Raw genomic sequence first — 12,699 nt, 5'->3', positions numbered from 1 at the left:
TCCACCCATAACAAAGGAACATGATGGACCAGAGGAGCACCATGGCCACCGGAATCGAGGGGTCCACGCGCTGGCCTGCCATCACCAAGGACGTGGCAGCCTTCCCGGTCCAGCCCAATTTGGCCGATTATGATGCCGCCCGGCGGGACTTCAGCTGGGACCAGGCACGGCAGGCGCTGGCTGGGCTGCCCGGCGGCCGCGGCCTCAACATTGCCTACGAAGCCGTTGACCGCCACGTGGCGGAAGGCCGCGGCGGCAAGGAAGCCCTGCGCTTTGTGCAGGCCGACGGCGGCACCCGGTCCATGAGCTACGGCGACCTTGCGGACCAGACCAACAGGTTCGCCGCCGTACTTCGAAGCCTTGGGGTGGGGCGGGGCGAGCGGGTCTTCTCGCTCCTGGGCCGCAGCCCCGGGCTGTACGTGGCCGTGCTGGGCACCTTCAAGAACGGCAGCGTCTTCTGCCCGCTCTTTTCCGCCTTTGGCCCCGAGCCTGTCCGGCAGCGGCTGCACCTGGGGGCCGGCCGGGTACTGGTGACCACCAAAACGCTCTACCGCAAAAAGGTTGCGCCGCTCCGGGACACCCTTCCCGAACTCCGCCACGTCCTGCTGGTGGACGCGGACGGCAGCCCCGAACCGGGAACCCTGGACCTGGCCCGGCTCCTGGCTGGGGCTGACCCAATCGACGCGATCGCGGACACCCAGCCGGAGGACATGGCCCTGCTGCATTTCACCAGCGGCACCACGGGCACGCCCAAGGGTGCCATCCATGTCCATGGCGCCGTCGCGGCCCACTATGCCACCGGCCTCTACGCGCTGGACCTGCACCCCGATGACATCTACTGGTGTACCGCCGATCCCGGCTGGGTGACCGGCACGTCCTACGGCATCATCGCGCCGCTGGTGCACGGGGTCACCGCCATCGTGGACGAGGAGGAGCTGGACGCCGACCGCTGGTACCGCATCCTCGCGGAGCAGCGCGTCACCGTCTGGTACACCGCCCCCACGGCCCTGCGGATGCTCATGAAGGCAGGCGCGGAACGAGCCGCCGGCCATGACCTCTCCGCGCTGCGCTTCATCGCCAGCGTGGGGGAGCCGCTGAACCCGGAGGCAGTGGTGTGGGGCCAGGACGTGCTGGGCCTGCCGGTGCACGACAACTGGTGGCAGACCGAAACGGGCGGGATCATGATCGCCAACTACCCCGCCATGGACATCCGTCCGGGCTCCATGGGCCGGCCACTGCCCGGCATCGAGGCCGCCCTGGTGGCCCGGGACGCCGACGGCAAGCCCGTGCTCCGGGAAGGCAAGGCGGTCCTGGTCACCGAGCCGGACGCCATGGGGGAGCTGGCGCTGCGGCCCGGCTGGCCGTCCATGTTCCGCGGCTACCTCAACGAGGAGGAACGGTACCGGCGGTGCTTCGCCGGCGGCTGGTACCTCACCGGGGACCTGGCAAAGCGCGACGGCGACGGCTACTTCTGGTTCGTGGGCCGCGGCGACGACGTGATCAAGTCCTCCGGCCACCTGATCGGGCCCTTCGAAGTGGAAAGCTGCCTGATGGAGCACCCGGCCGTCGCCGAAGCGGGCGTGATCGGCGTGCCGGACCCCGTGGCCGGCGAAGTGGTCAAGGCCTTCGTGGAGCTCAAGCCTGGCAACGAGCCCACGGAGGAGCTGCAGCTGGACATCATCGGGTTCGCGCGGAAACGGCTGGGAGCCGCCGTGGCACCCCGGCTGCTCGACTTCACCGCCACCCTGCCCAAGACCCGCAGCGGCAAGATCCTGCGGCGGCTCCTCAAATCCCGCGAGCTGGGGCTGCCCGAAGGCGACACCTCAACACTGGAATCACCGGCAGGACCGGCCATGACACTGAAGGACCAGCCGTGAGTACCCTCAAGAACCAGGCCGTCCCGGACGCGGAGCATGCCCTCCACCTGCTGCGGCAGATGCTGCGGGTGCGCCGGCTCGAGGAAAAATGCATCGAGCTGTACAGCGCCGCCAAGATCCGCGGCTTCCTGCACGTCTACATCGGCGAGGAAGCCGTGGCGGCCGGGGTGATGGAAACCCTGGCACCCGAGGATGCCGTGGTGGCCACCTACCGGGAACACGGGCACGCCCTCCTGCGGGGCGTCTCCGCCGGAGCCATCCTGGCCGAAATGTACGGCCACGCCGAGGGATGCTGCCGCGGGCGCGGCGGATCCATGCACCTGTTCGACGCCGCCACCCGCTTCTACGGCGGAAACGCGATCGTGGCAGGGGGCCTGCCGCTTGCCGTCGGCCTGGCGCTCGCGGACCGGATGTCCGGGCGCCAGCGGGTCACCGTCTGCTTCTTCGGCGAAGGCGCGGTGGCCGAAGGCGAGTTCCACGAAAGCATGAACCTGGCAGCGCTGTGGCAGCTGCCGGTGCTGTTCTGCTGCGAAAACAACCTTTACGCCATGGGAACCGCGCTGGGCCGTTCCGAGTCCCAGACGGACATCGCGCTCAAGGCCGCCGGGTATGAAATCCCCGCCTGGGCCGTGGACGGCATGGACGTGCTCGCGGTCGAGGAAGCAGCCAGGCGTGCCGTGGACGCCGTCCGGTCCGGCGGCGGCCCGCACTTCCTGGAACTGCGCACGTACCGCTTCCGCGCCCACTCCATGTTCGATCCGGAGCTGTACCGGGAGAAAGCCGAGGTGGCGCAGTGGATGGAACGGGACCCCATCAGCCTGCTGCAAGGTGCCATGCGGGCGGCGGGACGGCTGCCGGAGAAAGACTGGGCCGCACTTACGGCGGACGTGGACGCGGAGATCAGCACCGCCGTCGGGTTCGCCGAGAACGGGACGCCGGAACCGGTGTCCGAACTGGCACGGTTCGTGTACAGCGACCGGGCCGAAAGCGACAGTGGCAATGTCAGTGCCGGCGACGGGGCCGGGAAAGGCAGGGCGGAAGGATGAAAACCACCTACCGGGAAGCCATGCGTGCCGCGCTGCGCGAGGCCATGCAGCGGGACGAACGGGTGTTCCTCATGGGCGAGGACGTGGGCCGGTACGGCGGCAGTTTCGCCGTGAGCCTGGGGCTGCTGGAGGAATTCGGGCCTGAACGGATCCGCGATACCCCGCTGTCCGAGTCCGGCTTCGTGGGGGCAGGGATCGGGTCTGCGCTGGGCGGGATGCGGCCCGTCGTCGAGATCATGACCGTCAATTTCAGCCTGCTGGCGCTGGACCAGATCATCAACAACGCGGCCACCCTGCTGCACATGTCCGGCGGCCAGTTCAACGTGCCCATCGTCATCCGGATGACCACCGGCGCCGGCCGTCAGCTCGGGGCCCAGCACTCGCACAGCCTGGAGGGCTGGTATGCCCACATTCCGGGGCTGCGCATCCTTGCCCCGGCCACCCTGGCCGACGCCCGCGGTATGCTCTGGACCGCGCTGCAGGACCCGGACCCGGTGCTGATCTTCGAGCACGGTTCCCTGTACAACGTGGCCGGCGAGCTCGACGACGATGCCGGCGCCGTGGACATCGACAAGGCGGCGGTCCTGCGGCAAGGGAACGGAGGCGGGCAGGGCCTGACGCTCATCACCTACGGCGGCACCTTGCCCATGGTGCTGGACGCGGCCGGTCAACTGGCCGGGGAAGGGATCGACGCCGACGTCATCGACCTCCGCTCCCTCCGCCCACTGGACATGCACACCGTCCTCGCCAGCGTGGAAAAGACGCACCGCGCCGTGGTGGTGGACGAAGGTTGGCGCAGCGGCAGCATCTCGGCCGAGATCGCGGCCAGGATCGCCGAGCAGGCCTTCTTCGACCTGGACGCGCCGGTGGAGCGGGTGTGCAGCCTGGAGGTCCCTGTCCCGTACGCCAAGCACCTGGAGCAGGCCGCGCTGCCGTCCGTGGAGCGGGTCATGGCCGCCGCGCGAAGGGCCGTGGGCGCCGGTGGCTGAGTTCCGGATGCCGTCACTGGGCGCGGACATGGAACACGGCAAGGTGGTGGAATGGCTGGTCAAGCCCGGGGACTACATCCACAAGGGTGACCTGGTGGCGGCCGTGGACACCGACAAGACCGTGATGGACATCGAGTCGTTCCAGGAAGGCGTGCTGGCCGAGTTCCTGGTGGACATCGGCGACACCGTGGACGTGGGCACCCCCATCGCCCGGATCACCGCCACGCCCGCCGAACTCCCGCCAGCCCCGCCCGCGGACCGCGAGGCAAAGGCAGCACCTCCGGTCCGGCACCTTGCGCACACGCTGGGGGTCGACGTCGGACGCATCAGCGGCAGCGGCACGGACGGCGAGGTGACCAGGGCCGACGTCGAACGCGCCGCAGCGGCGTCCGGCACCAGGGCGCCGGAGCCGGCACCAGCACCCGAAGCGCACCGCATCCGGTCGTCGCCGCTGGCCCGGCGGCTGGCCGCCGAACTCGGCGTCCAGCTGTCCGCGGTCACGGGGACGGGCCCGGGCGGTGCCGTCACCGAGGAGGACGTGCTCGCCGCCGTTCCGCCCCGGGGGCGGCCAGCTAAGGAAGCCGGCGCGGAAAAGCCCGCGGCAGCACCGCCGTCGGAAGCCCAACCGGTGGAAGCCCCAACCGTGGAAGCGCCGCGCGGAACCCCGGAGGAGGAGCAGCCCGGGCGGAACCGGACGACGGCGGCGGGCGGCAAGGCGGAAACCCTGCGGCAGGCCATCGGCGCGCTGATGTCCCGGTCCAAGAAGGAAATTCCGCACTACTACCTGTCCACCACCCTGGACCTGGCGGCGGCGATGGCGTGGATGCAGGCGGCGAACCAGCAGCGGCCCGTGTCATCGCGGCTGGTGCCGTCGGCCCTGCTGCTGAAGGCCACCGCGCTGGCGGCGAAGGAGGAACCGGACATGAACGGGTTCTTCACCAAGGGCGCGTTCCATCCCAGCAGTGCCGTCCACCTGGGCGTGGCCGTTGCCCTGCGGCACGGCGGGATCGTGGCCCCGGCGGTGCACCACGCGGACACCCTCAGCCTGGACCAGCTGATGGACCAGCTGCGGGACCTGGTCGGCCGGGCCAGGGCGGGGCGGCTGCAGCGCGCGGAGATGGCCGATCCCACCATCACAGTGACCAACCTCGGGGACCTCGGCGTGGAAAGCGTGTACGGGGTGATCTACCCGCCGCAGGTGGCCATGGTGGGCTTCGGCAAGGTGCTGGAGCAGCCGTGGGCGCACAACGGGATGCTCGGCATCCGGCACGCCGCCATCGCCACCCTGTCCGCGGACCACCGGGTCAGTGACGGGCTGCGCGGCGGGCGTTTCCTGGCCCGCATCGACGAACTGCTTCAGGCGCCGGAAAAGTTGTGAGCAGCGGGAGCCGGACGGATGAGGAGCCATGAACGAACAGGATGCGCGCCAGGCGGTGGAGGCCGCCATCGGCAAAGTGGCGCCCGACGTGGGGCCCGAAGACCTGGAGGGCAGCGCCAGGCTGCGCCAGGACCTGGAACTGGACTCGCTGGATTTCCTCCGCCTGGTGGAGGTCATCGCGGAGGGCACGGGAGTGGACATCCCGGAGGCCGACTACCCTGCGGTGGCCACCGTGGACGGCCTGGTCACGTACCTGGCAGGGCACGGATGAAGCTGGGGTTTGTCATCCCGCAGCGTGGTCGCTGCCGCGCATCCGGACGGCAACCACGGCGCCGGAGGCTGCGGTAAGGATCGCGACGGCGGCGATCGCGGCGGGGATGCCGTAGAAGTCGGCGAGGACTCCCGAGAGGAGGGCACCGACGGCGAATCCGCCGTCGCGCCACAGCCGGTAGACCCCCACGGAGCGGGCCCGCCAGGCCGGGTGGGCCACGTCTCCGATGGCGGCCAGCAGGGTGGGGTAGACCATGGCGGTACCGAGGCCCAGCACGACGGCGGCGGCGAGCCACGGCCCGAAGCTGTGCGCTGATGCGACCACTCCCAGTGCCACGGCCTGCACCAGCATGCCGGCCGCGATGAACCATTTCCGTCCCCACCGGTCCGACGCGGCGCCGGTGGCCAGCTGGGCGGCACCCCAGGCGGCGGGGTACGCGGCCGCCAGGATGCCGATCTGGCCGAGGTCCAGGCCTGCGCCGGCGAACAGGACGGGGAAGAGGCCCCAGGCCAGGCCGTCGTTGAGGTTGTTGACCAGGCCGGCCTGGCTGGCTGCCGAAAGGGATCGGTCCCTGAAGCTGGTGAGGGTAAACACCTGGCCCGTGGAGAGGCCGGCATGGGCGTTGCTGTGGACGCCGACGTGTTGTGAGGCCTCGGCCATGGCATGGTGGTGGGTCTCCCGGACGGCCAGGACAGTCAGGCCCAGTCCCAGGGCAATGAACGCGGCACCCAGCAGGAACGGGGCCGGGCGGAGGCCGTAGGCAGTTGCCAGGTAGCCGGTGGCCAGCGCGGTGGCGGCGACGCCCAGGTAGCCCGCCGCCTCGTTGAAGCCCATGGCCAGGCCACGCTGCCTGGGGCCGACGAGGTCCATCTTCATGATCACGGCCGTGGACCAGGTGAGGCCCTGGCTGATGCCCAGCAGCACGTTGGCCGCCACGATCCAGCCCCACGACGGGGCGAAGATGAGCATCAGCGGTACGGGCACTGCCACCAGCCAGCCCGCCACGAGGACGGGTTTCCGGCCGTACCTGTCCGAGAGCGTGCCGGCGAAGTAGTTCATCGCGGCCTTGGACAGGCCGAAGGCCAGGATGTAGGTCAGCGCGCCCGTGTACAGGTCCAGATGGAACGTCCGGGATGCGAGCAGGGGCAGGACGGTGCGTTCCTGGCCCAGGGTGCCGCCCACCAGCGCGTTGACAGCCACCAGCAGCATGAACTGCGCCAGGTTCTGCCGCAGGCCAAGCACGGCACCGGCTGTTCCGGTGGCATGGCGGGGGAGGGTCCTGCCCGGCATGGGGTGCTCCGTTCGTGGGGACGTAAGGTGGCCCGGGCGTGCGGGGGCACGCCCGGGCCGGGTCCGGACGCGCGGGGGACGCGCCCGGACCTGAACCCGGGCACGAGGGGGGTCCTGCCCGGGTGGTCTTGGGTGGAGTGGCTAGGCGGCGGGGACGCTGTTCTGCCAGGCGTTCCAGGCGGCGTAGCTGCCATCGAGTTCGACGACGTCGTACCCGGCCCGGCGCAGGGCGCTGGCGGCGACGGAGTTCCGGACGCCCGACTGGCAGTAGGACGCGATGGTGCCGCCGGCCGGCAGTTCATCCAGGTGCCACATGAGGCGGCCGCCGCTGAGCTGGTACGCGCCCGGGACATGCCCGGCCTTGTACTCGGTCTTGTTGCGGACGTCCAGGAGCATCGCGGCGTCGAACTTCCCGAGTTCCTCCGGCTGGATCAGCTTGGGAGTGAAGGTGGGCAGGCCGTCCATGCCGGTGACGTAGCCGGCCACGTTGTCGATGCCCACCCGGACCAGATGGTCCCACATGTCCTGGGCCTGGTCCCGGTCCTTGGCAAGGAGCACCAGCGGGTTCTTGTCCGTTTCCGGGTTGACCACCCAGGCGCCGTAGCTGGCCACGGACTTCCCGGCCGGGACGTTCAGGGAACGGGCCACAGTGCCGCGGTGGACTTCGTCATTGGAACGGGTGTCGATGAAGGTCAGCGTGTCCTCCGCCAGGCCCTTGGCCACGACGGCGGTGTCCAGTTCCTTCAGCGGAGCGCGTTCGCCTATGACGGCCGGCCCCACGCGGTTTTCGCGCTTCATGCGGCCGAAGTAGGCGTGGGCGTCGGGCTGGCCGTCCAAAAGTTCATCGATGAAGCCCTGCTCGTCATTGGCGGCGAGGTACGGGCCCCACCAGGCGTAGAGGCGTTCGTAGCCCACGGTGGAGGACGGGATGGCGCCGAGGGCCTTGCCGCAGGCGCTGCCCGCGCCGTGCGCGGGGTGGACCTGGACGTAATCCGGCAGGGTCAGGAACTTGTCGCGCAGGCTGGCGAAGAGCTGCCTGGCGCCCACGAAGCGGGTGTCCACGCCGCCGGCTGCTTCGTCCAGCAGGTCAGGCCGGCCCAGGTCGCCGGAGAACACGAAGTCGCCTGAGAGCAGGTAGCCGGGCTGGTTGCTGAACGCGCCGTCGGTCACCAGGAAGGACAGGTGCTCCGGGGTGTGGCCCGGGGTGTGGACCGCCTTGATGGTGATGTTGCCCAGGGTGATGGTGTCGCCGTCGTACAGCCGCTCGCCGTCGAATTCGTACTGCCAGTCCGGGCCGCCCTCGCCGGAGACGTAGATCCTGGCGCCGGTGGCAGCGGCAAGTTCGCGGGTGCCGGAGAGGTAGTCGGCGTGGATGTGGGTCTCGGTGACGGCCACGATCTTCATGCCGTTTTTTGCGGCGAGGTCCTGGTAGACGGCGATGTCGCGGCGGGCGTCCACCACGATGGCTTCACCCTTCGCCTGGCAGCCGATCAGGTAGCTGGCTTGGGCCAGGTCTTCGTCGTAAATGCGTTCGATAAGCATCTGGTGCTCTCCTTCGGGTGAAAGGGGATGGAGGGGTTCTGAATCAAGTATAGATACCCCCAGGGGTATAACGCAACGAGGGGAACTGATGTGGCCGCCGGTGGCTCAGGCGTGCTGGTGGCCGGCTTCGGCGCGGAGTTTGTCCATGTCCAGGTTCTTGACGGCCTGGATGACTTCCTCGAGGCCGGTGGCGTTGAGTGCTCCAGGCTGGGAGAAGACGAGGGTCTTGTCCTTGAAGGCCATCAGGGTGGGGATGGAGGTGATGTTTGCTGCGGCGGCGAGGGCCTGTTCGGCTTCGGTGTCCACCTTGGCGGAGGTGATGTCCGGGTGGCGTTCGGCGGCGGCGCCGTAGGTGGGGGCGAACATGCGGCACGGGCCGCACCATGCTGCCCAGAAGTCTACGAAGACGATGTTGTTGTCCTCCAGGGTCTGGGCGAAGGATTGCTCGGTGATGTCGATGGTTGCCATGGTCTGTCGTGTCCTTTCGGGCGGGTGGGGTTGTTGCCTCGCGGCAGGGCCTAGGTGGTGGGGAGTCCGGCGCGGGTCCACGCGGTCATGCCGCCGGCCATGGTGTCCGCCTTGTAGCCGACGCCGTTGAGGGCTTCAGCGACGGCGGCACTGCGGTTGCCGCTGCGGCAGATGGCGATCACGGGCACGGCCGGGTCCAGTTCGGACAAGCGGGCCTGCAGCTCGCCCATGGGGATGTGCAATGCGCCGGGGATCATCCCTTCGGCGACTTCGAAGTCCTCGCGGACGTCAAGGATCCGGGCGGTGGAGCGGCGCTGGTCGGTTTCGGTGATGGTGATTTCAGCCATGGTGGTTCTCCTTTGAAGTGGTTCGGCTGGGTTGCCGGGTGGTGCTGCTTGCCTAGCGGACGGGCTCGCCGGCTTGGCGCCATGCGGCCATGCCGCCGCGTACCGAGTAGGCGTCGTACCCCTTGGCGGCCAGGAGGCGGGCTGCTGAGGCGGACCGTACTCCGGAGGCGCAGACGGCGATCACGGGGCGGGTCTTCTGGATCCCGGCGGTGCTGGCCTGCAGCCGGTCCAGGGGGACGTGCTTGGCCTGCGGCGCCCGGCCGGTCCGCCATTCCTGGGCTGACCTGACGTCGATCAGTGTGGCGCCCGAGCCCAGGAGTTCCTTGGCCTGCGCCACGGATACCGTCTTGTAAGGCTTGCTGAAGGCTTTTTTGAGGGAATCGATGAGTCCCATGGTGTTCTCCTCTTGGTGGGTCAGGCGGTGACCGTGCCGGCGGTGACCCATGCCGCGACGGCGAAGATGAGTACCGCGAATGAGATGCGGATGTGCTTGTCATGCAGGCGGCGGGCCAGCCGCGCGGCGACGACGGATCCCAGGATTGCCGGGACTGCGAACGCCAGGGTGGTGGCCCAGTCGACGGTGTAGCCGGCGGCATGGGCGCTGAAGCCGGCAGCGGAGTTGACCACGATGATTGCCAGTGACGTTCCGACGGCCTGCTTCATGCGCAGGCCCAGGAAGATGGTCAGCGCCGGGGTGATGAGGAAGCCGCCGCCCACGCCGAGCAGCCCGGTGAGGAACCCGACGAGCAGGCCAACGCCTACGGCCTTCGGGGCGCAGGAGCGGAACGCCCGGTGCGGCCCCGTGCTGCAGGACCCTTCGGTTTCACGGGGTTTCATCAGCATCCGGATGCCTGCGGCCACCATGATTCCGGCGAACGCCAGCATCAGTAGGTTCGGGTCCAGCAGCTTGCCCACGGCCGCGCCGGCCCAGGCCGCCGGAATCCCGGCGCCGCCGACCAAGGCGATCACGGGCCAGTTCAGGCCCTCCCGGATCCTGGGGAGCAGGGCCGTGAGCGAGGATACGCCCACCACCAGCAGCGACGTCGGAATCGCCTGGGCGGGGCTCATGCCCACGCCGTACACCAGGGCCGGAACGGCGATGATGGAGCCGCCGCCGCCCACGACGCCCAGGACGATGCCGACGACAAGCCCCAGGCCCAGGGCCGGAATCATGCCGCGGCGTCCTCTTCTGCTGCCGGAACGGGAAGCTGGAGGATGGCGCTTTCGCGGGTGGGTTCCTTGGCGGCCTTGTTCCACGGCATGGCCGAAAGGGCCTTGCCCATGGCGCAGGTGTTGGTTGCGGCCGAGAACGTCAGGCCGGTTCCGATGGCGCCGGCAAGCATGCGGACCTTGGGGGAGACGAACTTGCCGCCCACCAGGCCCAGCATCACCAGGGAGCCGGCGGCCAGGCGGACCTGGCGCTCCAGGTCCCAGCGGTCCTTGCCCTTGACCACGTCGCCGCCCGCGGCGGCGAAGCCCGGAACGCCGCCGGTGAGGACGTAGGCGGTGTCGAGGCCGACGGTGGCCATCCGCTGCCGTGCCTGCTCGGCGCGGACGCCGGACTGGCACACCAGGACCACGCGTGAACCCAGCCGGGCGGCGAGCTCATCGGTGTGCTCCGAGAGCAGCGGCAGCGGCACGTTGTAGGAGCCGCGGATGTGCATGGACCCGAATTCGGCGGCGGAGCGCACGTCGATGACCACGAGGTCCTGGTGCTCCGTGAACCAGGACCGGAGGGTTTCGGGGGCAAGCGCTGTAACGGCGGTTGCTTTTGAAGGGGAAGTCATTGATGCCTCTCGGAGGGGATGGGCTGGATACCCCACCGAGTATCACAGATACCCCCGGGGGTAGTCAAAACACCCGGAGGGGTATACAGTTGACGGGAGCACCCCATCAATGGAGACCCTTCTTATGGAACTGAACCCAACCGAACTCACGCCCGTGATCAACCGCCTCAAGCGCGCCCAGGGACAGCTCGCCGCCGTCACCCGGATGCTTGAAGAAGGCCGGGACTGCAAGGACGTGGTCACCCAGCTGGCCGCCGTGTCCAAAGCCCTCGACCGCGCCGGCTTCGCCATCATTGCCACCGGGCTGGAGCAGTGCATCACGCAGAAGGACCAGACCATGGACCGGAAGGACCTGGAGAAGCTCTTCCTCTCCCTGGCCTAATCAGCCTGCAATATCAGCGGACCGTCGAATATCCCGAGGAGCACCATGACGTACACCCTGGCCACCACCGTGTCCCTGCCTTGGGCGGAAGCGCTGGAGCGCACCCGCGAGGCCCTTGCGGCACAGGGCTTCGGGATCCTGACGGAAATCAACGTCCGGTCCACCTTCGAAGCCAAGCTGGGCGCCGAGGCCGCGGACGCCGTCGGGGATTACGTCATCCTGGGCGCCTGCAATCCGGCCCTTGCCAGCCGTGCCCTCGCAGCCGAGCCGGAAATGGGTGCGCTGCTGCCCTGCAACGTGGTGGTGCGGCGTAAGGCCGATGCCACCGAGACCACCGTCGAGGCCATTGACCCGCAGGCCATGGTCCAGCTCAGTGACGCTGCCGCGGTCAAAGAGGTTGCGGACGACGCCGGCGCGCGCCTTCGGAAGGCCCTCGCCAGCCTGGGGTGAGGCAGGGGAAGTCCGCACCAGACTTCTTGTGGCGACGCGCTTGAACACCTGCGACGCGCATATTCCCTAGCGCTCGGGCTATTCGGGCAGCGCCGGGGAATGTGGGTGTCGAAAGTGGGCGTGGGCAGCGGGAAGCTCTCGGGAGCGGTGGCGGATCTCCAGCTGGACCACATCGCGCGTGAAGGAATACGTGAGCAGCGCCAGCGCCACCGCCGGGAAGGCGGCAGCCCACGGGATACCAGGGACAAGCGCCACCAGCAGCGCCAGCGGTTGGAAGGCTCCGATGGCCTTGCGGGAAACACTGGGCGGCAGCGGCTCACGCAGGTGCGGCCTGAAGAACGCGGCGGCCGTGAACACGTAGTACATGCCCCCGATCGCCAGTGTCCACGGGCCCGCCACCGCCGCGGCCGCGATGGACAGCACAAGCACCAGCGCGGCGTCGGTGGCGGCATCGAAGCGTGCTCCCGCCGGGGACGCTGTCCCGGTCCGCCGCGCCACGGCGCCGTCCAGCCCGTCCATCAGGAAGGCGACACCGCCCAGGACCGGCACCAGGAAACTGCTGCGCCCGGTGAACAGTTCCGGGACGGCCACCACGGCGCAGAGTGCCACCAGGACGGCACGGAGCAGGGTGACGCGGTCTGCCGGAGTTGAAAAGCGCGGGATGCGCCGCAGGACAGAGCCGACGGCGGCCGCGGTCACCAGGGCGCCTGCACACAGGCCGGCCATTTGGAGGACCGGTCCGGAGGCGGACAGGGATGACAGCCACAAGGCCGGGACCGCGTAGGCGGCCAGGGTTGCCACCGCGTCAGGCATCGCGTGCCCGGACATCGCCCATCCGGCTGCGCCCATCTGCCACCTCCCCCCGCATGCTG

General features: G+C 69.3%; 15 protein-coding genes. 7 read left to right on the top strand and 8 right to left on the bottom strand.

The features are described 5' to 3' along the window. Nucleotides 1–23 precede the first annotated feature (23 nt). Genes acsA through LDO14_RS16110 form a run of 5 tightly spaced genes read left to right on the top strand, consistent with a single transcriptional unit; the run spans nt 24 to nt 5,561 of the window. Entirely contained in the window at nt 24–1,877 is a 1,854-nt protein-coding gene (gene acsA, locus LDO14_RS16130) for an acetate--CoA ligase (RefSeq protein WP_223995280.1), read from the top strand. Beyond that, entirely contained in the window at nt 1,874–2,923 is a 1,050-nt protein-coding gene (gene pdhA / locus LDO14_RS16125; protein ID WP_223992554.1) for a pyruvate dehydrogenase (acetyl-transferring) E1 component subunit alpha, read from the top strand. Before acsA ends, pdhA begins: the two co-directional genes overlap by 4 nt. Continuing rightward, a complete protein-coding gene (locus tag LDO14_RS16120) occupies nt 2,920–3,912 on the top strand; it encodes an alpha-ketoacid dehydrogenase subunit beta (RefSeq protein ID WP_223992553.1) in 993 nt (330 codons plus the stop codon). The genes pdhA and LDO14_RS16120 overlap by 4 nt, the downstream gene beginning before the upstream one ends. Further along, nucleotides 3,905–5,290 (top strand): dihydrolipoamide acetyltransferase family protein, encoded by a 1,386-nt coding sequence (locus tag LDO14_RS16115; RefSeq protein WP_223992552.1) that lies wholly within the window; start codon nt 3,905–3,907, stop codon nt 5,288–5,290. The genes LDO14_RS16120 and LDO14_RS16115 overlap by 8 nt, the downstream gene beginning before the upstream one ends. Before the next feature lie 28 nt (nt 5,291–5,318). Next, nucleotides 5,319–5,561 carry a phosphopantetheine-binding protein gene (locus tag LDO14_RS16110; RefSeq protein ID WP_056392768.1) on the top strand — a complete coding sequence of 81 codons (243 nt, stop codon included), beginning with the start codon at nt 5,319–5,321 and terminating at the stop codon, nt 5,559–5,561. Between the two features lie 12 nt (nt 5,562–5,573). Here the strand turns inward: LDO14_RS16110 and LDO14_RS16105 are convergent, their stop codons facing one another. The 7 genes from LDO14_RS16105 to LDO14_RS16075 all read right to left on the bottom strand — a co-directional run bounded on the left by LDO14_RS16105 (nt 5,574) and on the right by LDO14_RS16075 (nt 10,995). Further along, nucleotides 5,574–6,851, bottom strand: a complete 1,278-nt coding sequence (locus LDO14_RS16105; RefSeq protein ID WP_223992551.1) for an MFS transporter — start codon at nt 6,849–6,851, stop codon at nt 5,574–5,576. A 141-nt stretch (nt 6,852–6,992) separates the two neighbouring features. Further along, nucleotides 6,993–8,393, bottom strand: a complete 1,401-nt coding sequence (locus tag LDO14_RS16100) for an MBL fold metallo-hydrolase (RefSeq protein ID WP_223992550.1) — start codon at nt 8,391–8,393, stop codon at nt 6,993–6,995. Between the two features lie 105 nt (nt 8,394–8,498). Continuing rightward, nucleotides 8,499–8,861 carry a thioredoxin domain-containing protein gene (locus LDO14_RS16095; protein WP_223992548.1) on the bottom strand — a complete coding sequence of 121 codons (363 nt, stop codon included), beginning with the start codon at nt 8,859–8,861 and terminating at the stop codon, nt 8,499–8,501. 50 nt (nt 8,862–8,911) lie between these two features. Further along, the gene (locus LDO14_RS16090) at nt 8,912–9,208 is read right to left on the bottom strand and encodes a rhodanese-like domain-containing protein (protein ID WP_018768797.1); all 297 of its coding nucleotides are present in this window, start codon (nt 9,206–9,208) and stop codon (nt 8,912–8,914) included. 52 nt (nt 9,209–9,260) lie between these two features. After that, the gene (locus tag LDO14_RS16085; protein WP_056392779.1) at nt 9,261–9,602 is read right to left on the bottom strand and encodes a rhodanese-like domain-containing protein; all 342 of its coding nucleotides are present in this window, start codon (nt 9,600–9,602) and stop codon (nt 9,261–9,263) included. 20 nt (nt 9,603–9,622) lie between these two features. Next, a complete protein-coding gene (locus LDO14_RS16080; RefSeq protein ID WP_018768795.1) occupies nt 9,623–10,381 on the bottom strand; it encodes a sulfite exporter TauE/SafE family protein in 759 nt (252 codons plus the stop codon). Next, the gene (locus LDO14_RS16075) at nt 10,378–10,995 is read right to left on the bottom strand and encodes a rhodanese-like domain-containing protein (RefSeq protein ID WP_134164064.1); all 618 of its coding nucleotides are present in this window, start codon (nt 10,993–10,995) and stop codon (nt 10,378–10,380) included. Before LDO14_RS16075 ends, LDO14_RS16080 begins: the two co-directional genes overlap by 4 nt. 124 nt (nt 10,996–11,119) lie before the next feature. On the opposite strand from LDO14_RS16075, the gene LDO14_RS16070 reads away from it, so the two are divergent. Both LDO14_RS16070 and LDO14_RS16065 read left to right on the top strand, forming a co-directional pair. Beyond that, nucleotides 11,120–11,377 carry a metal-sensitive transcriptional regulator gene (locus LDO14_RS16070; protein WP_018768793.1) on the top strand — a complete coding sequence of 86 codons (258 nt, stop codon included), beginning with the start codon at nt 11,120–11,122 and terminating at the stop codon, nt 11,375–11,377. 45 nt (nt 11,378–11,422) lie between these two features. After that, nucleotides 11,423–11,827, top strand: a complete 405-nt coding sequence (locus tag LDO14_RS16065) for a DUF302 domain-containing protein (RefSeq protein WP_134164063.1) — start codon at nt 11,423–11,425, stop codon at nt 11,825–11,827. Nucleotides 11,828–11,905: 78 nt separating this feature from the next. On the opposite strand, the gene LDO14_RS16060 is transcribed toward LDO14_RS16065, so the two are convergent. Then, on the bottom strand, nt 11,906–12,676 hold the full coding sequence (locus LDO14_RS16060; RefSeq protein WP_223992546.1) for a CDP-alcohol phosphatidyltransferase family protein: 771 nt from the start codon (nt 12,674–12,676) through the stop codon (nt 11,906–11,908). Nucleotides 12,677–12,699 lie beyond the last annotated feature (23 nt).

Origin of the sequence: Arthrobacter sp. NicSoilB11, assembly GCF_019977375.1 — a bacterium.
GTDB lineage: Bacteria > Actinomycetota > Actinomycetes > Actinomycetales > Micrococcaceae > Arthrobacter.
The sequence above is the reverse complement of the archived record's forward strand: the minus strand, read 5'-3'. Positions and strand labels throughout refer to the sequence as shown.